At 42.8% G+C, this 25,839-nt stretch carries 22 protein-coding genes and 4 tRNA genes; 21 read left to right on the forward strand and 5 right to left on the reverse strand.

The features are described from left to right. Nucleotides 1–64: 64 nt before the first annotated feature. Nucleotides 65–1,963, reverse strand: coding sequence for an Lnb N-terminal periplasmic domain-containing protein (locus ACXAFJ_RS05565; protein WP_475321993.1), 1,899 nt, complete (start codon nt 1,961–1,963; stop codon nt 65–67). Between the two features lie 76 nt (nt 1,964–2,039). Continuing rightward, nucleotides 2,040–2,525: a DUF3015 domain-containing protein gene (locus ACXAFJ_RS05570; RefSeq protein WP_475321994.1), complete on the reverse strand. Its 486-nt coding sequence runs from the start codon at nt 2,523–2,525 to the stop codon at nt 2,040–2,042. 377 nt (nt 2,526–2,902) lie between these two features. Between ACXAFJ_RS05570 and uvrY the strand changes: the two genes are divergently transcribed. From uvrY to ACXAFJ_RS05605, 7 genes are all read left to right on the forward strand, one after another. Further along, nucleotides 2,903–3,547, forward strand: a complete 645-nt coding sequence (gene uvrY / locus ACXAFJ_RS05575) for a UvrY/SirA/GacA family response regulator transcription factor (RefSeq protein WP_475321995.1) — start codon at nt 2,903–2,905, stop codon at nt 3,545–3,547. Then, nucleotides 3,547–5,379, forward strand: coding sequence for an excinuclease ABC subunit UvrC (uvrC, locus tag ACXAFJ_RS05580; protein WP_475321997.1), 1,833 nt, complete (start codon nt 3,547–3,549; stop codon nt 5,377–5,379). Before uvrY ends, uvrC begins: the two co-directional genes overlap by 1 nt. 78 nt (nt 5,380–5,457) lie before the next feature. Further along, nucleotides 5,458–6,015, forward strand: coding sequence for a CDP-diacylglycerol--glycerol-3-phosphate 3-phosphatidyltransferase (pgsA, locus tag ACXAFJ_RS05585; RefSeq protein WP_475321998.1), 558 nt, complete (start codon nt 5,458–5,460; stop codon nt 6,013–6,015). 338 nt (nt 6,016–6,353) lie between these two features. Then, nucleotides 6,354–6,427: transfer RNA gene (locus ACXAFJ_RS05590), tRNA-Cys, on the forward strand. A 3-nt stretch (nt 6,428–6,430) separates the two neighbouring features. Then, nucleotides 6,431–6,506, forward strand: a tRNA-Gly gene (locus ACXAFJ_RS05595). Between the two features lie 54 nt (nt 6,507–6,560). Continuing rightward, nucleotides 6,561–6,647, forward strand: a tRNA-Leu gene (locus ACXAFJ_RS05600). Nucleotides 6,648–6,651: 4 nt separating this feature from the next. After that, nucleotides 6,652–6,727: transfer RNA gene (locus ACXAFJ_RS05605), tRNA-Gly, on the forward strand. A gap of 53 nt (nt 6,728–6,780) precedes the next feature. Here the strand turns inward: ACXAFJ_RS05605 and ACXAFJ_RS05610 are convergent. Beyond that, on the reverse strand, nt 6,781–7,866 hold the full coding sequence (locus ACXAFJ_RS05610; protein ID WP_475321999.1) for a PQQ-dependent sugar dehydrogenase: 1,086 nt from the start codon (nt 7,864–7,866) through the stop codon (nt 6,781–6,783). Nucleotides 7,867–8,086: 220 nt separating this feature from the next. Here ACXAFJ_RS05610 and ACXAFJ_RS05615 point away from each other — a divergent pair, with 220 nt between their 5' ends. The 6 genes from ACXAFJ_RS05615 to ACXAFJ_RS05640 all read left to right on the forward strand — a co-directional run bounded on the left by ACXAFJ_RS05615 (nt 8,087) and on the right by ACXAFJ_RS05640 (nt 15,422). Then, nucleotides 8,087–8,857, forward strand: coding sequence for a TetR/AcrR family transcriptional regulator (locus ACXAFJ_RS05615; protein ID WP_475322001.1), 771 nt, complete (start codon nt 8,087–8,089; stop codon nt 8,855–8,857). A 166-nt stretch (nt 8,858–9,023) separates the two neighbouring features. After that, on the forward strand, nt 9,024–11,396 hold the full coding sequence (locus tag ACXAFJ_RS05620) for an efflux RND transporter permease subunit (protein WP_475322002.1): 2,373 nt from the start codon (nt 9,024–9,026) through the stop codon (nt 11,394–11,396). A gap of 13 nt (nt 11,397–11,409) precedes the next feature. Next, entirely contained in the window at nt 11,410–12,213 is an 804-nt protein-coding gene (locus tag ACXAFJ_RS05625) for an outer membrane lipoprotein-sorting protein (protein WP_475322003.1), read from the forward strand. Nucleotides 12,214–12,300: 87 nt separating this feature from the next. Then, the gene (locus tag ACXAFJ_RS05630) at nt 12,301–13,434 is read left to right on the forward strand and encodes a hypothetical protein (protein WP_475324067.1); all 1,134 of its coding nucleotides are present in this window, start codon (nt 12,301–12,303) and stop codon (nt 13,432–13,434) included. A gap of 273 nt (nt 13,435–13,707) precedes the next feature. Beyond that, nucleotides 13,708–14,829 carry a bacteriohemerythrin gene (locus tag ACXAFJ_RS05635; protein WP_475322004.1) on the forward strand — a complete coding sequence of 374 codons (1,122 nt, stop codon included), beginning with the start codon at nt 13,708–13,710 and terminating at the stop codon, nt 14,827–14,829. Between the two features lie 254 nt (nt 14,830–15,083). Next, nucleotides 15,084–15,422: a hypothetical protein gene (locus ACXAFJ_RS05640; protein ID WP_475322006.1), complete on the forward strand. Its 339-nt coding sequence runs from the start codon at nt 15,084–15,086 to the stop codon at nt 15,420–15,422. Nucleotides 15,423–15,826: 404 nt separating this feature from the next. Here ACXAFJ_RS05640 and ACXAFJ_RS05645 read toward each other — a convergent pair whose 3' ends face one another. Continuing rightward, a complete protein-coding gene (locus tag ACXAFJ_RS05645) occupies nt 15,827–16,783 on the reverse strand; it encodes a transposase (RefSeq protein WP_475322007.1) in 957 nt (318 codons plus the stop codon). Between the two features lie 1,057 nt (nt 16,784–17,840). Here ACXAFJ_RS05645 and ACXAFJ_RS05650 point away from each other — a divergent pair. The 7 genes from ACXAFJ_RS05650 (at nt 17,841) to ACXAFJ_RS05680 (ending at nt 23,842) form a co-directional block, all read left to right on the forward strand. Then, a complete protein-coding gene (locus tag ACXAFJ_RS05650; RefSeq protein WP_475322008.1) occupies nt 17,841–18,191 on the forward strand; it encodes an Hsp70 family protein in 351 nt (116 codons plus the stop codon). A 115-nt stretch (nt 18,192–18,306) separates the two neighbouring features. Then, nucleotides 18,307–18,708, forward strand: coding sequence for a hypothetical protein (locus ACXAFJ_RS05655; RefSeq protein WP_475322009.1), 402 nt, complete (start codon nt 18,307–18,309; stop codon nt 18,706–18,708). Nucleotides 18,709–18,720: 12 nt separating this feature from the next. After that, the gene (locus tag ACXAFJ_RS05660) at nt 18,721–21,336 is read left to right on the forward strand and encodes a DUF4132 domain-containing protein (protein WP_475322011.1); all 2,616 of its coding nucleotides are present in this window, start codon (nt 18,721–18,723) and stop codon (nt 21,334–21,336) included. A 205-nt stretch (nt 21,337–21,541) separates the two neighbouring features. After that, nucleotides 21,542–21,964 carry a tetratricopeptide repeat protein gene (locus tag ACXAFJ_RS05665; RefSeq protein ID WP_475322012.1) on the forward strand — a complete coding sequence of 141 codons (423 nt, stop codon included), beginning with the start codon at nt 21,542–21,544 and terminating at the stop codon, nt 21,962–21,964. A 53-nt stretch (nt 21,965–22,017) separates the two neighbouring features. Further along, on the forward strand, nt 22,018–22,248 hold the full coding sequence (locus ACXAFJ_RS05670) for a hypothetical protein (RefSeq protein WP_475322014.1): 231 nt from the start codon (nt 22,018–22,020) through the stop codon (nt 22,246–22,248). A gap of 192 nt (nt 22,249–22,440) precedes the next feature. Continuing rightward, complete coding sequence (locus tag ACXAFJ_RS05675; protein ID WP_475322015.1) at nt 22,441–23,091, forward strand: hypothetical protein; 651 nt, start codon at nt 22,441–22,443, stop codon at nt 23,089–23,091. Next, nucleotides 23,084–23,842 (forward strand): DUF3307 domain-containing protein, encoded by a 759-nt coding sequence (locus ACXAFJ_RS05680; RefSeq protein ID WP_475322017.1) that lies wholly within the window; start codon nt 23,084–23,086, stop codon nt 23,840–23,842. The genes ACXAFJ_RS05675 and ACXAFJ_RS05680 overlap by 8 nt, the downstream gene beginning before the upstream one ends. 113 nt (nt 23,843–23,955) lie before the next feature. On the opposite strand, the gene ACXAFJ_RS05685 is transcribed toward ACXAFJ_RS05680, so the two are convergent. Beyond that, nucleotides 23,956–24,438 carry a GNAT family N-acetyltransferase gene (locus ACXAFJ_RS05685; protein WP_475322019.1) on the reverse strand — a complete coding sequence of 161 codons (483 nt, stop codon included), beginning with the start codon at nt 24,436–24,438 and terminating at the stop codon, nt 23,956–23,958. Between the two features lie 406 nt (nt 24,439–24,844). On the opposite strand from ACXAFJ_RS05685, the gene pheS reads away from it, so the two are divergent. Continuing rightward, nucleotides 24,845–25,828 carry a phenylalanine--tRNA ligase subunit alpha gene (pheS, locus tag ACXAFJ_RS05690; RefSeq protein ID WP_475322020.1) on the forward strand — a complete coding sequence of 328 codons (984 nt, stop codon included), beginning with the start codon at nt 24,845–24,847 and terminating at the stop codon, nt 25,826–25,828. The last annotated feature ends 11 nt before the right edge of the window (nt 25,829–25,839 follow it).

Consider the following 25,839-nt stretch of genomic DNA (forward strand, 5'->3'; position numbering starts at 1 on the left):
CAACCAATTCTGGATAAATAAACAGTATTGAGTATACCTTGTTTATTCGCCCTGCGAATACCCTTTAGTAGTACCAGTACATGGTCATTTGACCAACGAGGTCATCGCCATCCCATTTCTTGTATTGTGCTGAACTGCGCAGAGCCCACTGCCGCGACAACGACCAGTTCCAAGTTAACTTGGCTTGTGACATGAATTCATGCCCACCGGTTATTGCCTGTGCTTGTCCTTGAATACCAATTCGATGGCTTTCACCTAATTGAGCAACAAGCCCAAGCTCGACTCCCCCTCCGGCGGTTGCATCGTAATCGGTAAGTGGGCCTGATGAAGCGGAAACACCCGCTAGCAGGTAACTGTGAACCGAGTCAGCTTGTCCCCAAGCTTTACCATAACCGCCTTCAACGAAATAGCGGCCGCTAAATTTATTTCTTTCCGGAAAACGGTCGTAACCGGTGCGTAAGTTCCAAGCCCAGCTGTTGAATACTTTGTTACTCGGTGCCAGTGCCATAGTATCTATCGCGTACAGGTGTTCGAGCCGGGTGGTACCTTCTTCATCAACGCTCAATTGAGTATCTAAAAACGCAATTTTGGCACCGGGAATAAAACCGGCTTGGGAATCTAACAGATCATGATAGGCCACGCGCCAATCGAATGTGACGCGGTCACTTTGATCTTTGCGATATTGATAACCCAAGCCCGTACGAGCTGATGGATGACCTTGCTCTGGTGACACTGAAGGGACTGATACCTCAGGGAATGGAGAAGGCGCATCCAGTTTACTTCTTGCAATCAGTAGCTTAGTTAGTGTTTTAGCTGTGGTGTCTCGTTCTAACGCTAAGTCATATAAATCATAATTAAGCCACTCGTAAGCGAATTCTAGAATGGCGGCTTGTTCGCTTTCTGTAAATTTGTCGCTGCCGGGCAGTTCGCCCTGTTTGGCCGCAAGAGCAGCTTGATATTGTGCTTCGGTTAGGAATTCGACTTGGTGTAGTAATCGAGTGCCAAAAGCTTCACGATACTTTGGTCGCTCAACTAAATCGTTTTCCACTAAGCGTTCCACAGTATCAGACGGAATTGCGTACAAGTCGAATCCGGAAATGAGATCTAAATCATTTCGAGCAAGCTGCAACAACGCCAGTAATTGGTACGAGCAATTTTCATCAAAAAAGAAGTAGTCAAAATCGGCATCTTGCATTTCCCATAAATGCAATAACACTCTTTCTACTTCATCGTCGCTGAGTTTGAGTGGGTATTCCCAGATGTCGCGAGACTCGAAGTCATTATATTCACGTACCTTACGGTAGTACGGCATAACGCTAAATCGACCGGGGTAACTACCGACAATTCCTTTCATCGCATAAAGAGCAGCATTGTCGTTACCTTCTGGCTCCGCGGCAAAATTGACCGCGAAGGCAACAAGCTCTTTGTGACGTGTTTGGTCCTTAGCGTCGACGCGAATGAGCGTGTGACCAAACATAGACGATGGGTTATTCATAAACGCGGTAGGAAAAACTAACGTCATTCCCTTTGGATCGAGAGCTTGTCGCCACTCGTCCATTTCAGGACAAGAAAGCTCGGCCTTGTTGCCTTTTAAACTCTCTAACCAGGTATAGCGCGCAGGAAAGTCACATCTGGCTTTCTGAGCGATTGAAGAATCTGAGTGGTAAAGTTGCTCAACGGTTTGTCGCAGCTCTTTAAGTGGAGAGTATTTACCCTCATCAGAAAAAAAGAATTCTTCTGAGTCGACAGTACTTTCATAGCCCCACAAGGTATCTGGCAAATAATGTCCAAGCTTGAGCCAGTAAGGATCTTCAGCCAATTCACTGATCTGCTCATTGCCAATGAATGGTGAAACGGAAGCTTGTTGTTCAGCGTGAACTAGCGTAGCTGGCAAAACAGCAATGGTAACCAAGAAGGGTTTGAGAGGCTTGAACGCTGACTGGAAAAGTAGGGACAAATTCATAACTGCCGGATGTCCTGAGAAACAAAAATAGAAAAGTGCCCAAATAGGGCACTTTAATCAAATCAAAATTACTTGATTAGATAGCGTAAGCAGATAGTTCTGCGTCGCTTGAAACTAGAGTGTTTAGGTTTGCAAACACTTCGTCAGAAGTAACGTTTTCTGACTTAAATACTTCAGCAAAGTTAGACTTAGCTAGAGTGTTGAAAGCCGCTTTGTCTGCTTCTTCGATACCCCAAACTTCAGCAAGAGTCGCTAGAGTTTCGCCTTCGCCTTTTGCGATGTCACGAGCTAGGTTGTCTAGGTTGCCATCGATGAACATAGCAAGTTTTTGAGATGACGTTACTGGGCCAGAACCGTCACAGCCAAGAGTACCAAACGTGATACCGAAAGTTTGGTTACCTGAAGTACCGTTAGTAGTTGCACCTAGTACTTTTGAAACTTTACCTGATTTACCTTCGAAAACCATAGTACCTAGACCACAACCGATGTCCTGGTCAGCCATAGCTAGGTTAGATAGTGGAAGAGTGGTAGCCAGCGCAGCCACTGCAAGAAGCTTTTTCATAACATTTCCTTAATTGTAATGACGTTCCAACTTTTTCAATTGGTCTGTTAGCGCAAAATTGTGAGCGCAACTGCATATAACTAGCTGAAACTCGGTACATATTCAACTACAGATCGCAAAAATCTGTTACATCTTTGTCAGAATGAGAGCGACATTCAAAACCCATAGGCTTGATGATAAATTGAACGATAGCCCAATTGGTTACCGTTAGAGTTGCAAATAAGTACTTGCTAAACTTTGCGTTTCGGCACATATTCACTGGGAGTAATGTCAAACTAATTGAGTTACAATAACCGGCCTACATACCTTTTAAGTTTTACTGAGTGACCAGTGAGCTTAAAATGTGTTGAGCCAATTGAGAATGTGGAGATGCAAGTTTGATTAGTGTTTTCCTTGTAGATGATCATGAGCTGGTTCGCACAGGGATACGACGTATAATTGAAGACGTCCGTGGAATGACAATAGCAGGGGAAGCTGAAAGCGGCGAAGATGCAGTTAAGTGGTGTCGGGCAAATCATGCCGACGTGCTCTTAATGGACATGAATATGCCGGGTATCGGTGGACTCGAAGCGACACGTAAAATACTGCGCTATAACCCAGACATCAAAATCATTGTTTTGACTGTCCATACCGAAAACCCTTTCCCAACAAAAGTGATGCAAGCGGGATCCGCGGGCTATTTAACTAAGGGCGCGGCACCTGATGAAATGGTGAACGCGATTCGCGTTGTTCACAGCGGCCAACGTTATATTTCGCCAGAAATTGCCCAACAAATGGCCCTAAGCCAGTTTTCTCCGGCATCAGAAAACCCATTTGCGGATTTATCAGAGCGTGAATTGCAAATCATGATGATGATAACCAAAGGGCAAAAGGTAACGGATATTTCGGAACAGTTGAACTTAAGTCCTAAAACCGTTAACAGTTACCGCTATCGACTTTTCAACAAGTTAGATATCAATGGTGACGTAGAGCTTACCCATTTGGCGATTCGCCACGGAATGTTAGATACCGAGACCTTGTAGTGCAATCCCAGTTTGACTCGGTAGCCTTCCTAAAAACTGTTACCAACCAACCCGGCGTGTACCGTATGTACAACGTCGAGTCGGTGGTGATTTACGTTGGCAAAGCTAAAGACCTTAAAAAGCGCCTTTCTAGCTACTTTCGTAAAAAAGTAGACAGTGAGAAAACTCGCGCTTTAGTGAGTCACATCGCCAAAATTGATGTGACGGTTACCCACACTGAAACAGAAGCCCTCATTCTTGAGCACAATTACATTAAGCAGTATTTGCCCAAATACAATGTATTGCTTCGAGATGACAAGTCTTACCCATATGTGTTTTTGAGCGCGCACAAACACCCTAGAGTATCGATGTACCGCGGTGCCAAGAAGCGAAAAGGTGAGTACTTTGGGCCATATCCAGATTCAGGCGCCGTACGAGAGACACTTCACCTTATTCAACGTATCTTTCCAGTTCGCCAATGTGAAGACACGGTGTACAGCAATCGAACTCGTCCTTGTCTTATGTATCAAATTGGACGTTGCGCCGCGCCTTGTGTCAGTAGCGTAATTTCCGATGAAGAATACTCAGAGTTGGTCAATTATTTGCGCTTGTTTTTACAAGGTAAAGATAAACAGGTGCTTGAAACACTAGTTGGCAAGATGGAACAAGCCAGCCAGAACCTTGAGTTTGAAAGCGCGGCTAAATACCGTGATCAAATTCAAGCTATACGCCGTGTTCAAGAACAGCAGTTTGTTTCTGACAATAGCCTCGAAGACATGGATGTACTGGGTTTCGCGCAAGAAACCGGTGTGGCTTGCATACATATACTGATGATCCGACAAGGCAAAATACTGGGTAGCCGCAGTCATTTTCCTAAAATACCGAGAGATACTGATCGCGAAGAAGTATTCCACGCCTTTTTGACTCAATATTATCTCGGCCACAATGAAGCACGCACGATCCCATCTCGCATCGTTTTGAACAAAGAACTGCAATCGGATACGGATTCGTTGTCAGAGGTATTACTGGAATTGTCAGGTCACAAGGTACAGTTCAATTCGAACCCGACAGGTCATAGAGGTCGTTATCTCAAGCTTGCTAACACCAACGCATTGACCGCGATCACGACCAAAATCAATCACAAGATGACCATCTCGCAGCGCTTTAAAGCGTTGAATCAAGTCTTGGGTACTGAGTCAATCCAAAGAATGGAATGTTTTGATATCTCTCATACCATGGGGGAAAGTACGATTGCGTCTTGTGTCGTGTTTAATCAAGAAGGCCCGGTAAAAAACGAGTATCGTCGCTTTAACATTGATGGCATTACTGGCGGCGATGACTACGCTGCGATGGGGAAGGCATTGGAAAAGCGTTATGGCAAATTGCAAGAAGCTGAAAAAATCCCCGATGTCATCTTTATTGATGGCGGAAAAGGCCAGCTCAATCGCGCACATGAAATCATGCAAACGTGTTGGGAAGATTGGCCGCGAAAACCTTTGATGCTCGGCATAGCAAAAGGTGTAACCCGAAAACCCGGTCTAGAAACGCTTATCACCATTTCTGGCGATGAGTTTCACCTAGATAGTGACGATCCGGCACTGCACCTTATGCAGCATATTCGCGATGAGAGCCACAATCACGCGATAGCCGGACACAGGGCTAAGCGAGGAAAGACGCGAAGAACCAGTGCGCTTGAGGGTATCGAGGGTATCGGGCCCAAAAGACGACAAGCACTGCTCAAGTACATGGGCGGGTTACAAGAATTAAAACGTGCAAGTGTTGAAGAAATAGCCAAAGTTCCGGGTATTAGCCATGCCTTGGCAGAAAACATACATCAAGCATTGAAACACTGAGCAAAATCACTCACCATAGAGACCAACTGGCCAATGGCGAACTATTCACGCAAGCGAAAACAATAACTAACAATAATTATGCGTTTTACTATTCCAAATATTCTTTCTTTGTTGCGACTTTTTCTAATACCAGTATTTGTCGTCGCCTTTTATCTTCCTTATGAATGGGCGGCATTTGCAGCAGCATTGATATTTTTTATCGCAGGTGTGACAGATTGGCTAGACGGCCTCTTAGCGAGAAAGCTCAAGCAGATGTCGCGATTTGGCGCTTTCATTGATCCTGTAGCCGATAAAGTACTTGTGGCCACGGCATTGATACTGGTGACAGAGCACTATCACAGCATTTGGATCACCATTCCCGCCTTAACCATGATCGCCCGAGAAATCATTATTTCTGCGTTACGAGAGTGGATGGCAGAAATTGGTAAGCGGGCCAGTGTTGCGGTTTCTTGGATTGGCAAAGTCAAGACCATGACTCAAATGTTTGCGCTATTTGCTTTAATTTGGCGCTTTGATGAGTGGATAGTGTGGCTTGGTTATGTATCACTGTATGTTGCTACCGTCTTGACCTATTGGTCCATGTTCCAATATCTCGGGGCAGCAAAGGACGACTTACTCAACGAAGAACATCAGTAAACGGGCATTCGCCCGTTTTTTTGTATTCAATCCTTATTTTAAGCAACAAGCGCTTTTTCCTATAAACCATACCTCGGCTTTCGGGTCAGGATATCAGGCTTCAGTGCGCTAATACTTGGTTCTTTGACTAGCCTGAGCAGACGATAAAAACAAATCTACTAGTTAAAAAGTGAGTGATTTGACTAACTTTTTCTCAGTTGATACTGGTTTTGAGTGCTAATTAGTCAAACGATTCAAAAAACAAAAAAAACGTGTTGACGAACTTCGGTGAATCCGTAGAATGCATCCCGTACCCAAGAGGAGCACAGCGGAAACGCTAGAGCGACAAGGGTTACAGAGGCGCGTTGGCAGAGTGGCTATGCAGCGGATTGCAAATCCGTGGACCTCGGTTCGACTCCGGGACGCGCCTCCATTTGCGACACTAGCTCAGTTGGTAGAGCGCAACCTTGCCAAGGTTGAGGTCACGAGTTCGAACCTCGTGTGTCGCTCCAAATTTATTTGTGTTGACACGTCAGCATGAAAAATAATGGTGCTATCACGTTTGTGCCCTGGTGGTGGAATTGGTAGACACAAGGGATTTAAAATCCCTCGGCGTTCGCGCTGTGCCGGTTCAAGTCCGGCCCGGGGCACCATTATGCGACACTAGCTCAGTTGGTAGAGCGCAACCTTGCCAAGGTTGAGGTCACGAGTTCGAACCTCGTGTGTCGCTCCAAATTAAAAACCCAGCCTTAGGCTGGGTTTTGTCGTTTCTAGATGCTGAAATTCCTACTGAATCTTATAGATATTGCCATTATCCGTGGCGAAATAGATATAGGAATCTGGCCCGACAACGACATTGCGGATCCTTTCCTTCATTTCGCCAAATAACCTTGTGCTCTCGGTTACTGATAAGTCAGGTTCAATGGTCATAACATTCAAATGCGTCAGCTTAAGCGCGCCTGCAATCAATTTCCCATCTAGGCTGGGGTACTTATCGCCTCGATACAGAATCAAACTACTGGGTGCAATGGAGGGGACAAAAACGAGTTTAGGCGATTCAATCCCTTCTTTTTCTTCCGCTTCACCAACTTTGATCGGACCCCAGTATTCTTTGCCGTGTGACGTAATAGGCCAGCCGTAGTTGCGGTTTTCTTGAATCAGATTGACCTCATCGCCACCTCTTGGACCGTGTTCAATTGACCACAGATGATTAGTCTTCGCGTCAAAAACAATCCCTTGTGGATTGCGATGCCCATAGCTGTATATGGCTCCCAATTCTTTATTAGCGCTTTCGGGAATCTCGCCATTAGGCATCAGTCTTACAATGCTTCCTGCGTGGGTAGAAAGGTCTTGTCCGTTTTCCCGAACGCCCCTATCGCCAATCGTCATATAGAGGTAATTATCATCAAAGGTTACTCGACTACCAAAATGGTGACTAGAATCAGAATTGGAGCGGCTAACAAAGAGCTCTTGCCATTGCTCGAATCGCCCATCGACATAGTTGGCTTTAGCAAGCGCCGTGTCATAACCCGTGTCGGTCTTTTTACTGTAGGTAAAATAAAAGGTATTTTCTGCAAATGGCGATGCTTTGATATCAAGCAGACCGCCTTGACCACTCACGTGGATGTTTTGGTTAAATTTAATGGGCGTTACCACGCCGGAATCGATATCGACGGACTTAACTGACCCAGTCTTTTCGCTCACTAACAACTCGTTGTTATTAACAAATGCCATTCCCCAAGGAATAGAAAGACCACTCGCGACTTTGACCGCCACAAGTCTCTCTGTTGTATCACTGGCTAAGGCTTCATGTGCAATAAAGCTCGTTGCCGCTAGAGAAATTAATGCAATCTTCTTTGTTACTGAGAGCATTTCATTGTCCTCTCTTGTGTTTTTCAGAACATAGTATTTTTCGACTTTATAGCGATTACGTAATTTATGCGAATTACGTTTAAAAACTTGTTGCACAAACGATGAAATACACTATTATGACGAAAGGTCATTAATGACGATGCGTCATTATGTTTTTCGTTGCACGTATTGGAGATGTGGTAGACTAAGCGAACTTACGAGAAAAGCTGATAGGGGAATTATGTTCGGGTTTGGCTGTAAATCGAAACGAGACGGAACACTGAGCAAAAAACAGCAATCAATTGTTGAACGAGATCACGAGCTGATTTTGTTGGCTAAGTCTATCGTTCAGGAAGACGGTTTTTCAGGTCTGACGATGGACAAACTGACCGCCGCCAGTGCTTACTCTAAAGGTACGATTTATAATCACTTTTCCAGTAAAGAAGACGTGGTAGTTGCTCTGTGCGTTCATTCGCTAAAAAGTGAGATTGCACTATTTTCTCGAGCATTTAAGTTTGAAGGGTCTGCAAGAGATCGAATGACAGCGCTTAACGCTGGATATCGATTGTACGCAAGGTTGGAGCCAGTACTCTCTACTTGTGCGCTAATGGCCAAATCACCGGCGATTATCGAGAAGGCATCGGAAACGAGAGTAAAGCAGTTACAGGATTTTGAAGAAAAAATCATTGTTGAAGCGGATAAATTGGTAGAGCAAGCCATTGAAGCCGGGGATTTGAAGTTACCCCTGGGTATGAGTACCGATACCATTGTCTTCGCGGCATGGGCGAGTGCTTTTGGTGCAAATGCTTTGTCAGGTAATCACATTAAACAAGGTATGTGTGCACAACGTCTTCAAGATCCTTATACAGTTCTTCATACGATTAATATGCTGCTTGATGGCGTTCAGTGGTTTCCTCTTTCGAGTGAGAAAGACTACAAGAAAGTATGGAATCGAGCAGAGCAAGAACTGTATGGCGAAGAACTCCAATACTTGGAATCTATCGGACGATAGGATTTTAGTTTGAAAAAGCGCTTAAGGCGCTTTTTTATGACAACCATGTGACGATTCGTCAAAAAAATTAATGACCATCAAATACTGAACAACCTCAGTAGTAAGGTACCGGATTATCCGGTTTTTTTGAATACCAAATGACGTTTCGTCAATAATGGAGTGTGCAATGAGTATTGCTAATCAATCTCAAAGCGAACGAAAGAGCTGGGCGAGTTTGCCCACGCGTAGGTCAATATGGGTGTTGTTGGCAACCTTAGTTGTTGTCGTCGTTTCAACCATGGGAGCGGGGAATTTGTACTTTAGGGGGGATTATCGGGTCTTCTTTGATGATACCAATCCACAAGTGCAAGCTTTTGAATCCATTCAAGCCACGTTTGCTAAATCCGATAATCTGTCGATTGTGATCGCGCCAGATGATGGCAATGTGTTTGACCCGCGTGTTTTAGTCATGTTGCGTCAGATGACTGAAGAAGCGTGGCAAGTTCCTTATTCAAGCCGAGTTGATTCATTAGCCAATTATCAACACACCGAGGCGGTAGAAGATGATCTGATCGTTGAGGATTTACTCTTCGAAGGGAATGAACTGACACCAGAATACATCGCCAAAATTAAGGGGATTGCCCTTAGTGAGCCGAACTTAATCCACTCTGTTGTAAATGAAAATGCCAGTGTTACCGTCATCAACATCACTTTGCAATTACCCGGTAAAGATGACACGGCCGAGCTAAATGAAGTGGTAGACGCTGCGAAATTGTGGATAGACCAATATCAAGCCGCGTATCCCGATATCAAATTCTTCAAAGCCGGCGTTGTCGCAATGAACGATGCGTTTGCTAAATCAGCGGAACACGATTCGGCAACACTGATACCCGCAATGCTGTTGGTAATTCTGGTATTCCTAACGTTTATGCTGCGTTCATTCTTAAGCGTAGTCGCTACATTGGTCATCATAATCGGGTCGGTTTCCATGACTTTGGGCTTAGCTGGTTGGGCGGGAATGTTTATCTCAACCACAACGGTTAATGTACCGACGTTGGTGCTCACCCTAGCGGTTGCTGACTGCGTGCATGTTATCGCAACCATGCGCCAACAAATTCTGTCTGGTATGAGCAAGTCACAAGCCATTGACTATTCGATTCAAGTAAACGCAACGCCGATATTCATTACCTCTGTAACCACGGCATTGGGCTTCTTAATGCTAAACATGTCTGAATCACCGGCATTGAGAGAGTTTGGTAACCTTTCAGCCTTAGGTGTGATGCTTGCGTGTTTCTTAGCAATTTCGATGTTGCCAGCAATGTTGCATCTACTGCCTATCAAGGTAAAACAAAAGCCACAAACGGATAATCAATCAGATTGGATGAACCGTTTGGCTGATTTGGTGATTGCACATCAACGCAAACTATTGCCGTTGTCTATTCTTGCCATCGCAGGCTTTGGTGCTCTTATCCCACTCAACAAAGTCAATGATGAAGCGGTTAAGTACTTTGACCAATCCAGTGAGTTCCGTCAGGCCGCTGACTTCATGGAACAAAACATCAGTGGGATGACATCACTTAGTATTGCGATAGATTCAGGTGAGTCACAAGGTATTTCCCATCCTGATTTTCTTTACCAAATTGGTGAGTTTACCAAGTGGTTGAGAGCGCAAAATGAAGTCGACCACGTCTCGTCTCTATCTGACACCTATAAGCGTCTCAACAAAAATATGCACAGTGACGACGAGTCGTATTACCGTTTGCCAACCGATCGCGAGCTTGCTGCGCAGTACTTGTTGCTTTATGAAATGTCACTTCCGTACGGGCTTGATTTAAACAACCAAGTTAACGTGGATAAATCTTCTATTCGATTGATGGTCACACTGGCCAACCAAGGCAGCGTGGAATTGGTTGATATGGAGAATCGCATCAACGAATGGTTTGACAGCAACGCGCCTCAATACAAGATCACCATCTCAAGCCCAGAGCTTATGTTTGCCCACATTGGTGAAACCAATATGAACAGCATGTTGGGCACCTTGCCAATCACACTCATTCTGATTTCTGCCTTGATGGTTTTCGCTTTGCGTTCAGTAAAACTGGGGCTTATCAGCTTAGTTCCGAATATGGCTCCAGCGATTATTGGCTTTGGCGTTTGGGCTCTGGTTTCAGGTGAAATCAACTTAGGGCTTTCAGTAGTCGTGACCCTAACTCTCGGCATCGTAGTCGATGACGCAGTTCACTTCCTTTCTAAATATCAACGCGCAAGAAAGCAAGGCATGGGCGCTGAAGAAGCGGTTAGGTATGCCTTTAATACCGTTGCCCGTGCCCTTTGGATAACAACGGTAGTTCTAGTTGCAGGCTTTGCCATCTTGAGTATGTCGACATTTAGATTGAACTCAGACATGGGACAACTTAGCGCTTTAGTCGTGTTCCTAGCACTCGTTATCGACTTTGTTTTCCTTCCAGCATTGTTACTTAAATTTGACCGCAAAGAATACGCCGATGCTGAGCAAACCAGCCAAAAAGACAACCAAGCACCTGTTGGTGTGAATTCTTAATTAAGGAGTCAGTATGTTAATTCCGCAAAATCTAAAAAAAGTAGCCGTAAGTTTATTGATTGCAACAGGTGTTGGATTTTCGGCAGCTCCAGTATACGCCGATGCAGCACGTGGAATGGAAATCGCTCAAGAGCGTAAATTGAGAGATGAAGGTTGGGGGACCTCCTTCTCAGAAGTCGAAATGACCCTAACCAATTCTCAAGGTGAAAGCAGCAGTCGTAAGCTGCGCACTAAGACATTAGAAGTGAAAGATGACGGCGATAAATCGTTGACTATCTTTGATGAACCAAGAGATGTATCAGGAACGGCATTTCTAACCCATTCACATTCGGTTGGCCCAGATGACCAATGGCTTTATCTGCCAGCGCTGAAACGCGTTAAACGTATTTCGTCGCGCAACAAATCAGGTCCTTTCATGGGAAGCGAATTCTCTTATGAAGACCTGAGCTCATTCGAATTAGAAAAATACCAATTTGAATACCTGGGTGACGAAGAATTTGAAGGGACACAAGCCTACAAGGTGAAACAGATCCCTAAAGATGAAAACTCTGGGTACACACAGGTTTTGGTATGGCTTGATCAACAAGAGTATCGACCGCTAAAAATCGACTTTTACGACCGTAAAGGCGACAGACTAAAAACACTGACGTTTACGGATTACGAGCAGCACCTAGGTAAATACTGGCGTGCAAATAAAATGTCGATGGTGAACCACCAAACCGGGAAAAGCACCACGCTTACAAACACTGAAATGAGTTTTGGTGAAGACTTTGAAGAACGTGACTTCAACAAAAACGCGCTTAAGCGCCAAAAATAGAGGTGTTGAATGAGCATTTTCAAATTGCAGTCAAAATCTTGGAAAGCTCGACTCGCTGACGGCATTGCCGTCAGCCTGTTCGCCACGATGTCTTGGTCAGTCTGTGCTGACAGCAACATAGACATTTCAGGTTTGATTTCCCAAGAGCATCGCCAGTTTTTTGTTACAGGTAACGAGGGGCAGAGCCAAAACCAACAGTCTGTGGTTTTACAGCCTGAGTTGAGTATTGATTTTGAAGATTGGGGAACGTTTGATTTTGTCCCATTCTATCGATACGACGCCAGAGACGATGAGCGCAGTCACTTTGATATTCGCGAAGCGCTATACATGAACTACTGGGGTGATTACGAACTTAGAGTGGGTATCGGTAAAGTGTTTTGGGGCGTGACTGAATCAGTCCATTTGGTCGATATTGTTAACCAAAGCGATTCAGTAGAGAGCCTTGAAGGGGAAGATAAACTCGGACAACCCATGATTCACACAACCGTGGTAAAAGATTGGGGAACCATTGATTTATTGGCCTTACCATACTTTAGAGAACGTACTTTCGCAGGACGTGATGGACGTTTGAGAGGGTCAGTCATCAATACCGATAACGCTTTGTATGAGCACCAAGATAAAGAAAACCACCTAGACTTTGCCAGTCGCTACAGCACAGTACTTGGTGATTTTGATTTAGGGTTGAGTTACTTCAATGGCACAAGCCGTGACCCAGAAGTTCGCATCAGTGGTGGTCAGTTTGTTCCTTTCTACGGTCAGCTTGAGCAAATTGGCGTTGATGTACAGGGCATCATGGGTGATTGGTTATGGAAGCTCGAATCGATTTATCGCGATGACTCAGATTACTACAATACTTCAGCCGCAGGTTTTGAATACACATACATAGGAATCTTGGATTCTAATCTTGATCTCGGACTAATCGCTGAATATCAATACGATAGTCGCGATGAAAACGCCACAGTGCCCGGTCAAAATGATTTGTTCTGGGGAACTCGTTGGGTTTTTAATGATGAAGACGGAACAGAAATTCTGTTTGGTATGACGGACGATTTAGACCACAGTGATATTTACAGTGGCAAAATCGAAGCGTCCAGCCGTTTAAGTAACCATTGGAAATGGCGAGTAGAAGGTTACTTCTTCAAAAACGACACGCCGAGCGATCTGTTCTATTCCGCACGTAATGATGACTTTATCGAACTTGCTTTGGAGTACTACTTCTAGAGAGGTTCGTAATAATCTACGCATGACTGGTGCTAGGTAAAAAGCGAGATAGCGCAAGCTGTCTCGCTTTTTTGCTCTAGTCCAATGAATTGTTATATAGCCACTGATCAAGTGCAGGATTTTGCCTTTACTGACTCGCCATGGTTATAAGATTGGTAGAAAATGAAAATATAGGCATATCGAACTAATACCTAAACATAATCCTTTATGCCTGGCCCAAAAAATTGGGCACAAAGCGTAATGGTGAAACGAGAAGTTAGGTTGGGCGAGTCTATGGGATCATTTAATTGGGATAAAAACTTCGAAACGGGTATCGAAGATGTGGATGAACAGCACCAATATTTGGTGACGTTTATCAATCAGTACGGCGACTTAATTTCAGACAATACAGTTGAAATGACACACGTACGCAGTGCCTTGTTTGAACTCAATCGTTATGCTGAGTATCACTTCATCGAAGAAGAAACCTTAATGAGAGAGCAAGGGCTCGATCCAAGGCATATTGAGGAACACATTAAACTCCATCGCGCATTTATGCATGATGTGGTCAGTATGCAAGCCTTCATCAATGAAACGGACTTAACCAGCGCAGAGCAGTTACTCAACTTTCTAATCCATTGGTTGGCGTATCATATCTTAGGCATGGACAAAACCATGGCCAAGCAAATTGAACGCATTCAACAAGGTATGAGCCCAGATGATGCCTATCAAAAAGAACAAGCGAAGTCAGACAGTTCAACCCAACCTTTATTAGACGCACTAAACGGGCTGTTTGAACAAGTCTCTGATCGTAATAAAGCACTGCTTGAACTGAATCAGTGTTTAGAGCAAAAAGTCGAAGAGCGCACCCGCGAACTCACTTTAGCCAACAAAAAGCTCGAACACCTCTCCTTAACGGATTCGTTAACCCAGTTACCCAATCGTCGCTTTGCCATGAAAAACTTGGAACTGCTTTGGAATGAAAGTGAAGCAACGCAGAACGCTTTAAGTTGCATTATGGTGGATGTCGACCACTTTAAATCGGTCAATGATACTCATGGGCACGATGCAGGCGACCAAGTACTCATTGAGCTGTCACGCGCGCTTAAACACAGTTTCAGAAACGACGACCTAGTGTGCCGATTGGGTGGAGATGAATTTTTAATCATCTGCCCAAACACCGAAATAGGCGGTGCACATAAAGTAGCCACGCAAACACTAGATACCGTAAGAAAACTATCGGTGCCTACTGGAAGTGATTATTGGATCGGCAGTATCAGCGTCGGTATTGCAGAAAAGACCAACGAGATGCAAACCTTCAACGACTTAATGAAAGCCGCAGACCAGGCCGTTTATTTCGCCAAAACCTCTGGCCGTAACCGCATCTATGTTCAAGGGTATGAGTTGGCGGTGTAGTCGAATTCAATCGTCAATTTCTGCGACTGAGTCATTCAAGATGTGAATGATAACTGTATGTATTACATAACTTTATATGCTACTGTGACGCAGATAGCCACAAGCACAAAATAGTGCCTGTGGACGGATTATATGGACATTTTGTCTTTGAAAAATTGTTAGCTTACTCACAAACAGTAGTACTATAAGTAGACACAGAGATTTGGCCGTTTGCTACTATCCCAGAATTTTCATGCGTAATGTCGGTATCAACAATGTCTAATCTCAATGTTGTTCTGGTGACCAGTTTACTATTCAATTTGATGCAAGACTTAGTGGAAACTGAGAGTTCTAGGTCTGTAGCAGTAATAATCTCCTTTTTAGTGTCGTTGTCGTTTATCCTCGATGAGCGAACTTGGTTTCTGTCAACGATGGATAAGCTGGTTGAGTGGTCAAAGACCTTTTTCATTGCTTATGTGACTTGTGAAATTACGCTAGTAATAAACTTAGTGTATATCGTGGTTAATAAGTACAACGTGAGTTCTATGGCTTGGTACACGCCGAGTTTATTATTAGCCGCTTTTTCTCTCTATAGAATGCTCCATAAGCGTTAGGTGAAATTAAGCTAACCAGAATAACAAAGACACCCACTTTAGTGCCCGTTAACGAAATGGTTTTTGCTTCCATCGTCATTTTGGGACTTGAGTTGATTAATGTTGCTCCATCATGGTTAGGGGCTTAATAGAAACCAAATATGTCGGTTTGATGGGAAGTTTTCGAGATTTCAGGTATGGAAAACAAGAATGACAAGGACACCCACTTTAGTGCCCGTTAACGAAAAGGTTTTTGTCTACCATAGTCACCTTGGTATTCGAGTGGAATAATGTTGCTCCAACATGGTTAGGAGCTTAATAGAACCCAAATATGTCGGTTTGATGAGAATTTTTCGAGATTTCGTGCATGGAAAACAGCCGAAGGCCATCGGTTGGGTAAAAAGGGTGGTTGGGCTTTCGAAAAATTAAACGGTTGAAATGATGAGTCCAGTATTTCGTCGCCGCTTGAGTTTGGGTAGAGCAGATAACAGGCTTGGTTGGTTTCCAATAAGCGGCTTAGATTCAAATTTTGCGTAGGCGCGTTGCCAGTCTTTTCGGTCTATGTTGAGGCGAGTCAGAATACTGGGCTGCTTGTGCTTAATCGCACCTCTTTTGTCTTCGCGCTCAATTCGTCCTGTCCAGTCAACTAACTCTAGATAATCCATCAAACGAAATGGAAGACCTTCTGGCATGGTTTTTCTTGGATTTCCCACGAACGGGAACAGAAACGCTGGGGTGGGGCTGTTTTGTTCAATTGCTTCAATTCTGGCTTTGACAGATGTATGGTCTGAGCGCTCTGGCTTTTTCGTCATCTTCGCACGAATGGGATTTAAGTCCACATAGGCCATGGCTGCGGCAAGCGCTGCCTCATCAAGCAGTGCCTGACTCTTGTAGCGTCCTTCCCAAAATCGACCTGTGCATCCTTCTTCCTTGTTCGCTTCTCGCGCAATATGTTGGTTGAGCAAGGCCATAAACCAACTAATTTGAGTGAGGCGCACTCGCCATGTTTGAATGATGGATTTACAGATTTTCCATTCGGATGCAGAGACATGTTTCTCTTTTACATATTTTTGAATGAGAGGCGGCCCCACGTGAAAAGCTAACCAGCGTTCACACACTTCCATATCTGACAAGCTATTTGCTTTCGCCTCATTGATATGCAGAACCAAATGATAGTGGTTGCTCATAATGGCGTAAGCGCAGACATCAATACAAAAATGTTGAGCCAACAAAATCATCCGCTTTTCAACCCAAGCCCTGCGATGCTCGTAATTCTGGCCATCTGACTGACCACATAAAAATGCGCGACGAACACAGCGAGAAACACAGTGGTAGTAAGGGGTGATTTGGGAATCAATCAGTTGGTGGCGTGGCAGAGTCACAATTTAATCCAGAACTTTGATAGATGGCTCAACCCTAACGAAGCGCTTGGCAGTAACCAAATAAGACTAGCTGGTTTAAGAGCCAGTCGGGATACCAATGTAAATGAATTGTTTGTTGATGTTGATAACTACAAAGCCACTTCACTAAAGTGGGTGTCCTTGTATTTTGTTTTGTATTTTTGTTGCTTGTATCTAAATCAGCTTTCGATTTGATATCTCAATTTTCAATAATGAATTGTGAAGTCAGAGAAGCAGCTACATAACAAGGCCGTTAAACAAAGGACACAAAACAGCAGGCTTTTGCTCCTTCGTCGCCAGTTTCAGCCTGCTATTTTGTACCGTTTACAGCAAGCGTTATACCCCATTTTTAGTTAGTGCGTTTTGTGTCTGTATTTGTTGAAAATTCACCGCCTGCTTTAGTTCGTTACCATTCCAACTTCAGCTTAGTTTTGGGTTTCGAGCGGTTCAGAAAAAATCACCGCTAATCATTGAGTTAATCGCTTATCTTGGGCATCTTGGTGGGGCGGACAAGCCGCTTTGGGTTTAGAGTCAGCGTATTACTAAAACATGTTGGTGGCGCAAAACAGTCTGGCGGTTTTGGTTTAAAAATTCAGTGTGTGCTGCGGCTAAGTCGTGGCGCACCAAAGGCAAGTTTTATACCTCTTGTTCAAGTTAGTACTTTTGGGTTTCGCAATTGTTGAGAGTTTTTCACCATATTTGGTTCGTTTCCAATCTTCCTTTCCCACAGTTTCAGGTTTCGAGTGGTTTAGCAAAAATCACCACTGATCATTGAGTTAATCGATTGTTTTGGGCATCTTGGTGCAGAGGGCAAACCGCTTTGCGTTGCGGTCGGTGTCTAACAAAAACATATTAGCGACGCAAAACAGTCTGGCGGTTTTGGTTTGAAAATTCAGTGTGCGCTGTGGCTTGGTCGGGACGAGCGAAAAATTAGCGTAGTACGGTAAATTATACTTAAGACAATTTTTCAAGGAAGAATACTTTGAATACTAATCGGTTAGTTATTGATTCAAATGCTCTTATATCATCAGGTGGGGTTTTGACTCAGAATTTCGGAATTCGGATCTACGATGGGACAATTGCACCCTTTTCAAAGCAAGGTGAAAACTACCCGATACAAGGCTCCTACTCATTCAGTACAGATGAAGATATGCAGGATCAGATTACTTTGGAGTTTCATCGCAGTTCAGAAACCATAGCGACTAAAGAGAGCTTAATCGGTCAATTGAGTATTCGAGGATACAAACTAGAAAAAGCAAGAGAGCCTTTGATAAGGGTTCATTATGAGCTGTCTGGTGACCAAATTGCAGTCTGGGTGACAAATGAAAAAGATAACGGTGAGCTTTCAGTGTCAATGTTAAAAAATAGTGAAGGTTCGAATGTCCACTAAACATATATTTAAGGTCATATGAAATTGACGCTCGTTACTACGCTTATTTTTTGTCGCTGCGCTTTAAAAACAGTACAAAAGAAGCGTTATCATAATGAATCTATAGGGACTTAGTATGCTCCATAACAACATTCTTCGTGTTCGCGACGAAAGTGCCACTGGTAATGTACTCAATGAGTTTGATTTATCTTTTGACAAAATTACTATCTCTATTAGAGATGTTATTACTGTTCGAGTCCTCCATGAAGTTCAACGATATAATTCAGAAGCTTCAGAATACGAAAACTACCTCGTGCAACCAAATGACGATGAAATAAAACTTAATCGAACTAAAATGAAAAACAGAAAACGAATAGACGCAGATAAACAGATAGAAGTTGCATTCAATGCGTTTGAGAGTAATGGATTTTTTATACTTATAGATGATTATCAAGCTGAGTCACTTGATGAGCTCGTTGAAATCAACTCGAACCCAGCCATAAGTTTTATTAAACTGACTCCACTTGTGGGCGGGTGAAAAAAGATAACTATGCTAAAAGAATTAACTAATAGAATACTAAACAAAAGTGCTGAACCTGATCTACCCGCCGAACATATCACGCTATTTAAAGACATAGAGACATTCGTTTCAAATAGTAAGCAATATATATCTATATATTCTCGTCTAGAGTTAAAGGACTGCGAAACATACCAGGTTTTAAAAGGAATGAAACCTAGTGATAAAGTACCAATTCTAGAAAGCCTTATTATTTATACCAATAGTCTAGATAAACCAGATAAACGCTATAAAAATAGTCAACACTATAAGCACCTGCGCGGTGACGATTACACAGTTGCATCAAATTTGTTAGATGCCTTTATGCGTACGCGTTTTGATTTCGTTGAAGATTATAGTTTTGTTTGTTTATTCAAGGCACTCTATGCTTCCTCTAAGTCTATAGATCAGTACTCACTTGGACAACGTGCCTTTGGTGCTTTCGTTACAATGGTTGAAAAGCATGTCAAGCGCATAGGTTTAACAAATGTTATTGAGTATGAAATTAACACTCTTCTCTCTATACCTATTATCAAAAAACTTAATGAAAGTACAAACACTCAAACTAGCTATTATGGCCCTGATTTAAAAAAAGCCGTAAATAAACTATCCATGATATTAGCAACTAACTCAGACGACATAGCTGTTATTCCATACCAATATGGCAACGGCCCAATGGGTACGGTATTCACTGAAACACTTACTCCAGAGACCAATTCTGATATCGATAAATGGCATACGCTTTTTCATCATCTGGCGACCGCATCTGGTGGCAAGCCAAGCAAAAAATTTTTAAACCAAGTCAATGTTCTAATCGACGATATTGGTGCTGATAAATTTAAAAAGAACGCAAATATTTGGTTTAATGCCGCAGCAAACCTTAGCGTAGTCACTGAGACTAGAACCAATAACTTTAATGGGCGCGAGTATAACTATGAGACACATGAATATATTGAGAACCACAGTCAAAATCCTCTAAAAGGATTACTATGGTCTATGAGCCGATTTCATGATCAAGAATCGCTGAAGAACATCGCGCACGTGGCTGAAAAATGCTTCCAGAAAATCCCAGGTGTTGGCCCAGCAGCTGCTGGAGTTGGTAATTCAGCCATTTACGCTTTAGCGCAATCAAAGGGATTAATGGGTATAAGCCATCTATCTCGTTTAAAACTGCGTATTCGACAGAATAATACTCAGAAGTTGATTCAAAAATACATCGATGAACAAGCTGAAAAACAAGGTATAAAATCGTCAAAAATAGAAGAAATTGCAGCTTCAGATTACGGTCTTGTTAACGGTGAAAGGATAGAAACGTTTGATGAATACGGCTTTAAGATAACATTAAACCGTGTAGGAGAAGTAACACAACAATGGATTAAGCCCGACGGGAAACTGCAAAAGTCCGTACCCGCTTTCGTTAAAGAGTCAACAAAACTCTCTGATAAACTTAAAAAACTTCGTGAGCTAGTGAAGCAGATAAAACAAGCTTCTGTAACGCAGAGAGATAGAATCGATCGTCTATATTTAGAAAATTCGTCTTGGAATAAGGAAGACTTCGAAAAATATTACTTAAATCACGGCTTAATATGTGTGATCGCTAGGAAACTTATATGGGTAATCGATGGAAGACCAGCATTCTTTCACAATGGAAACTGGATCGATGAAAATAGTAACTCATTGTCATTTCATGAAAACTCAACGTTTCACCTTTGGCATCCGATAGAGACCGAACCTGATTCAGTAATTAAATGGCGCGATGTGCTTAATGACTTGGAAATCAAACAACCCGTTAAGCAAGCCTATCGTGAGATATATTTACTAACTGATGCTGAGATAACAACTCGAATCTACTCTAATCGTATGGCCGCACATATTCTGAAGCAACATCAGTTTAACTCCTTGGCTGCATTGCGAGGTTGGTCATATTCGCTGTTAGGTGCATACGATGATGGTCGTGATGGTGAGATAGCAAGAAAGCCACTGCCTGATTCAGCATTGACAGCTCAATTTTGGATTAACGAAATTATCGATGATGTCGATAGTTATAATGAAGCTGGAATTTGGAATTACGTAGCGACGGATCAAGTACGCTTTGTTAATGAAGATGAAGAGCCAGTGGAGCTAATACATGTTCCCAAGCTAGTGCTATCTGAAATAATGCGTGATGTTGATTTATTTGTCGGCGTGGCCAGTGTAGGTAATGATCCTCTATGGCAAGATGGTGGCCCAGAGGCAAGACAAGACTATCGAGACTACTGGCATTCATATTCCTTTGGTGACTTAACGGAAATTGCTAAGACTCGTAAAAGTGTTCTTCAACGATTACTTCCACGTTTGAAAATTCGCGATAAAGCAAAGATTGATGGAAAGTTTTTGTTTGTAACTGGGATCAAACATACATACAAGATTCACATTGGAAGCGGTAATATTTTGATTGCGCCTAACGATAAATACCTATGTATAGTTCCAGGGCGCGGCAAAGATAAAAATGTTGATAAGCTTTTCTTGCCGTTTGAAGGGGACAAAGGCCTATCAATTGTGCTTTCTAAAGCGTTCTTACTTGCGGACGACGATAAGATTACAGATCCAACCATTCTAAGTCAGATATAGCTATACGCTGTACAAGCCATTTATGAGAATTGCTTGTACATTAAATGCACAAGTAGGCATGTTACGAGTGTTATAAATAATGTGGGGATAACGACCCGCCAAAAGCGTTTGGCGAAAACGCGCAAATATACAAGGACAAGCATTAAGTGCCTCTTTTTTGCTTTCGTTGTTCGGCTGTAGTTGCGTTTATATAAAGGTAATTTAAATGGTCTTATCAACAGAAATCGAAGCCAAAATTAAAGCGTTGTGTTCGTATGGCGACCGTTTAGCTAGAAGTAATCGTTTTGAAGAGGCTAAGAACATGTACTTCGATGCACTGGAACTCATTCCTGAGCCAGCTTCCGACTACGAAGCATCTACTTGGATTTATGTCGCTTTGGGTGATGCTAATTTTCGAATGCTGGAATTTCAACGAATGAAAAATTGTTTTATTCAAGCAGTTCTTTCAGCTGGTGGAGTAGGGAACCCCTTTATCCACCTTAGGTTAGGACAGGCTTTTTTCGAATTGAATGAACTAAACAAAGCTTCTGAAGAGTTAACACGTGCATATATGTACGCAGGTGAAGAAATTTTCGAAGAAGACGATCCCAAATATTTGGAATTTTTAAAAACAAGAATCTTGATTTGATAAATCCAAATTGTACATTGTGACTAACTCATGAAATAGGAATTGGAAAAGCATTGTCTTCAACAAATCATTCAAAAGCGAAAGGGATGTTTCGCGTTCTAGCAATATTGTTGGTTGTCGTTGGCACGTCTGCCAGTATTCGAGAATTTAATAACGCGCTGTCTCCAGATTCTACCTTCATAGACTTAGTGATTTTGGCTTGTGTCGTCACCTCTACATGCGGAGTGGCGCTCTTTGCGTTAACTGGGCGTATGCCTAGTTGGTTGGCAGCAACCAGAAAATAGTTAAATAAGCCGGCTTCAATTCGGTAACTTTAGTTACTGCAGTCCGGCTAACCCGTAACGTTCAATCAGTTCATCTTTTTAATTCCATCTCCCATATATCGCTAAAAACGCAAATTTAGCCATTAATAGCTAAATTTGCGTTTTTAGCCTTTTGGAGCTAAATTGTCTCTGTGTGGATATTGGAGCTTGAACGTGAAAACGACCAACTGTGCTATCGCCGTGATAAGTGGCGATGTGGTTAACTCAACCAAATTGAATTCTGAGCAATTTGATCAACTGCTGCATCAGCTTAAAACCATTCAAAAATGGATTAGCCAAGGACATGCTGCTAATGACCATAGTATTTCACGTGGTGATGAGTTCCAGACTGTGGTTCACGATATTGAATACGCGTTAAAATATGCGATGTATTATCGAATTGGAATCAAAGCTTTAGGCAAAGCGTTTGACTGCCGAATCAGTTTTGCGATAGCTTCAAATGCAGATCTACGCGATTCGGTTTCGGAATCGATGGGAGAAGCATTTATTCTTTCTGGCCGTGGACTTAAAGACATGAAAAGCAGTCGTCTTTTATTCAGTTCGGACCAACCGAAGTTAGCCAATCAATTTGATTTGTTATTCAAGTATCTTGATAGACAGTTAAGTGATTTAACGGCACGTCAATGTGAAGTGATTTTACCAATGCTTCAAAATGCACAGGCCCTATCAGTGAACGAGTTGTCACAGCAACTTCACATTGCTGCGCCGACGGTCAGTAAATCACTCAAAGCATCGGGTTGGTCATTGATTAATGAGCTTAATGCTCACTTTGCAAAACAAGTATTGGAATTCAAACATGTTTGATTTTTGGGAAGTATTTATATCTTTCTTATTGATTCATATTGTTTTTGATTTTTACCTATTACCAAGCCGACTCAAGCAAGTATCCAAAAGATTAACGTACAAAGATGCTGAGCTGTATTTGCATTCGTTGATATATGGTGCGGCGTTAATCATTCCTGCGCTTATATTGGGCATTGATTGGCGTTCAACGTTTTGGTTGGTCATCATCATGATTGGCGGTCACTTGGCGGTTAACTTGTGGAAAGTCACTGTACGAGATAACAAAACCTTCTCTCATTTTCTATTCGTTCAAAGTGTACTTATCGTTTTGCTTGGGGGGATCGCTTTTCATATGTCCTCCAATGTAACGGTGGAGTCAATTCTAGCCCATGAACGTTTGTTTGATTCTCTTTTGGTGGCAGTAGCTTATCTAGTGATTTTGAAACCCACGTCGGTTGTTATCGGCTATGTGTTAAGCAAGCACTCTATTACAGAGGAAAACGAAAGTGCGCAGGTTAATGGGCTTATTGCTGGTGGAGAATTAATTGGATACTTAGAACGTATTTTGATTCTTACTTTTACGCTGGTGGGAAGCTATGCAGCAGTTGGCTTTGTATTAGCCGCAAAATCCATCTTTCGATTTGGTGATTTGAGCAAGTCAGATGATCGAAGTATTACTGAATATGTGTTGATTGGTACTTTGACTTCGGTGGTTGTAACGACATTACTCGGAGCCGCTGTATCACTTGGTTTAGACGTGAAAATAAAATAGATTCGCAAAAAAAGACAACGAGCATTAGGTACAAGAAGTTTGATCGATTCATTGTACCGGACCAAGAATACACGTCGTCTGTAAAGTGTTGTGGATTTAAATATCCAAGTAATTTATAACGCTTTCATCATCCAAACATCACAGCCTGTGTGTTCCGTTTCCAACGGCTGATCTAGGTGTTCAAAACCCATGCTTTCGTATAATTTGATAGCTGCTGTCATGGTTTTTAGCGTGTCTAGATAGCAGTGGGTAAATCCTTGTTCTTTGGCAAACTCTAAACAAGCAAGGCTTAGTGCTTTCCCGGCGCCTTTACCTCTAGATTTCGGAGAAAGGAACAGCTTTTTCAATTCACACGTCAATGTACTTTCATTAAAAGGTGCAACGCCACATCCTCCCAATACTTCACCGTCTTCGTCGAGAGCGACTAAATATAGACTGGAAAACTCAGGTCCATAGTGCTGGCTCATTGCTTGAACTTCCGGGTCTGATGGTCCGAAGCCTTCACCAACCGCTCCAAACTCTTTACCGACAGTTTCAATAATGTTTTTAATTTCGTCATCATAACGACTGGTAATAGGGACAATTTGTATCGACATACTGCTTAACTTATTTGATTTATTGGATAACCTGAACTTTTTTGTCGTAAGCCAATCTATCAGCGCTGTGCTTTTAGGACAAACAGCAAGTACTAATCAGAATGTCACTATTCATAAGTACAGCTTATGATGAATAATTCCAATTCACATAAAGTAATAGAGGTAGCAATTGCAAAGAGACTATGGGCGAAAAGTTCGATTTATGAGCACTTTATCTCGCAATTCCGCTTTGACGGTTTTATTTGATAGTAAAATCGAACAAATTTTAGCTAAAAGCCTATTTGAGTTTGGCTTTGACTAGCTGTTTTGGTTAGTATAAAAGGCTATTTATCTAATACTTTGTCTCCTTGTTCACGATTGAACGGGGATACCTTATGGACACTACCCAGCGGTAGATGAGGAAACGATGCAAAATCTACAAGAGATCATTGCCAAAGCGACCGCCGCGATTGAATCGGCTGACTCCTTGGTTGCACTCGATGATGTTCGAGTACAATTTCTCGGTAAAAAAGGGGAATTGACGTCTTTATTGCAAAGCCTAGGCAAATTGCCACCGGAAGAGCGCCGTGAAGCAGGCCAAGAAATCAATAAAGGTAAAGGCGCAGTTCAGCAAGCGATTTCGGCTCGTAAAGAAGCCCTACAACGTGCTGAGTTGGAAGCGAAATTGGCAGCAGAAACGATAGACGTTTCACTACCAGGCCGTCGCATTGAAAATGGTGCTATTCACCCAGTAACTCGCACTATCGAGCGTATTGAAAGCTTCTTTGGTGAGCTTGGTTTTACCGTTGAATCTGGTCCAGAAATTGAAGATGACTTCCATAACTTCGATGCATTGAACATTGCTGATGATCACCCTGCACGTACCGATCACGACACTTTCTTCTTTAATCCAAAGTTGATGTTGCGTACCCACACCTCTGGCGTACAGATCCGTACTATGGAAGAGCGTCAACCACCACTTCGCTTTATTGCACCGGGTCGTGTTTACCGCAACGACTACGACCAAACTCACACGCCAATGTTCCACCAAGTGGAAGGCATGTTGATTGACGAGAAAGTTAACTTTGGTCATCTAAAAGGCATTCTTAATGACTTCCTAACTAACTTCTTTGAAGAAGAGTTGGAAGTTCGTTTCCGTCCGTCATACTTCCCGTTTACTGAACCTTCAGCAGAAGTTGACGTTAAGCGTAAAGATGGCAAGTGGTTAGAAATTCTTGGCTGTGGCATGGTGCATCCAAATGTACTGCGCAGCGTTGGAATTGATCCTGAAAAATACTCTGGTTTTGCCTTTGGTATCGGTATCGAGCGTTTGGCTATGTTGCGCTACGGCGTGAACGACCTGCGTTCATTCTTCGAAAATGATCTTCGTTTCCTTAAGCAATTCAAATAATTCGGGGTAGT

This window comes from Vibrio sp. ABH4_348 (genome assembly GCF_056159765.1).

What these genes read in the sequence shown, in the direction of transcription:
- ACXAFJ_RS05565 (WP_475321993.1), bottom strand. Translation starts at nt 1,963, where the DNA reads ATGAATTTGTCCCTACTTTTCCAGTCAGCGTTCAAGCCTCTCAAACCC.
- ACXAFJ_RS05570 (WP_475321994.1), bottom strand. Translation starts at nt 2,525, where the DNA reads ATGAAAAAGCTTCTTGCAGTGGCTGCGCTGGCTACCACTCTTCCACTA.
- pgsA (WP_475321998.1), top strand. Translation starts at nt 5,458, where the DNA reads ATGCGTTTTACTATTCCAAATATTCTTTCTTTGTTGCGACTTTTTCTA.
- ACXAFJ_RS05610 (WP_475321999.1), bottom strand. Translation starts at nt 7,866, where the DNA reads ATGCTCTCAGTAACAAAGAAGATTGCATTAATTTCTCTAGCGGCAACG.
- ACXAFJ_RS05615 (WP_475322001.1), top strand. Translation starts at nt 8,087, where the DNA reads ATGTTCGGGTTTGGCTGTAAATCGAAACGAGACGGAACACTGAGCAAA.
- ACXAFJ_RS05620 (WP_475322002.1), top strand. Translation starts at nt 9,024, where the DNA reads ATGAGTATTGCTAATCAATCTCAAAGCGAACGAAAGAGCTGGGCGAGT.
- ACXAFJ_RS05625 (WP_475322003.1), top strand. Translation starts at nt 11,410, where the DNA reads ATGTTAATTCCGCAAAATCTAAAAAAAGTAGCCGTAAGTTTATTGATT.
- ACXAFJ_RS05630 (WP_475324067.1), top strand. Translation starts at nt 12,301, where the DNA reads ATGTCTTGGTCAGTCTGTGCTGACAGCAACATAGACATTTCAGGTTTG.
- ACXAFJ_RS05635 (WP_475322004.1), top strand. Translation starts at nt 13,708, where the DNA reads ATGGGATCATTTAATTGGGATAAAAACTTCGAAACGGGTATCGAAGAT.
- ACXAFJ_RS05640 (WP_475322006.1), top strand. Translation starts at nt 15,084, where the DNA reads ATGTCTAATCTCAATGTTGTTCTGGTGACCAGTTTACTATTCAATTTG.
- ACXAFJ_RS05655 (WP_475322009.1), top strand. Translation starts at nt 18,307, where the DNA reads ATGCTCCATAACAACATTCTTCGTGTTCGCGACGAAAGTGCCACTGGT.
- ACXAFJ_RS05660 (WP_475322011.1), top strand. Translation starts at nt 18,721, where the DNA reads ATGCTAAAAGAATTAACTAATAGAATACTAAACAAAAGTGCTGAACCT.
- ACXAFJ_RS05665 (WP_475322012.1), top strand. Translation starts at nt 21,542, where the DNA reads ATGGTCTTATCAACAGAAATCGAAGCCAAAATTAAAGCGTTGTGTTCG.
- ACXAFJ_RS05680 (WP_475322017.1), top strand. Translation starts at nt 23,084, where the DNA reads ATGTTTGATTTTTGGGAAGTATTTATATCTTTCTTATTGATTCATATT.
- ACXAFJ_RS05685 (WP_475322019.1), bottom strand. Translation starts at nt 24,438, where the DNA reads ATGTCGATACAAATTGTCCCTATTACCAGTCGTTATGATGACGAAATT.
- pheS (WP_475322020.1), top strand. Translation starts at nt 24,845, where the DNA reads ATGCAAAATCTACAAGAGATCATTGCCAAAGCGACCGCCGCGATTGAA.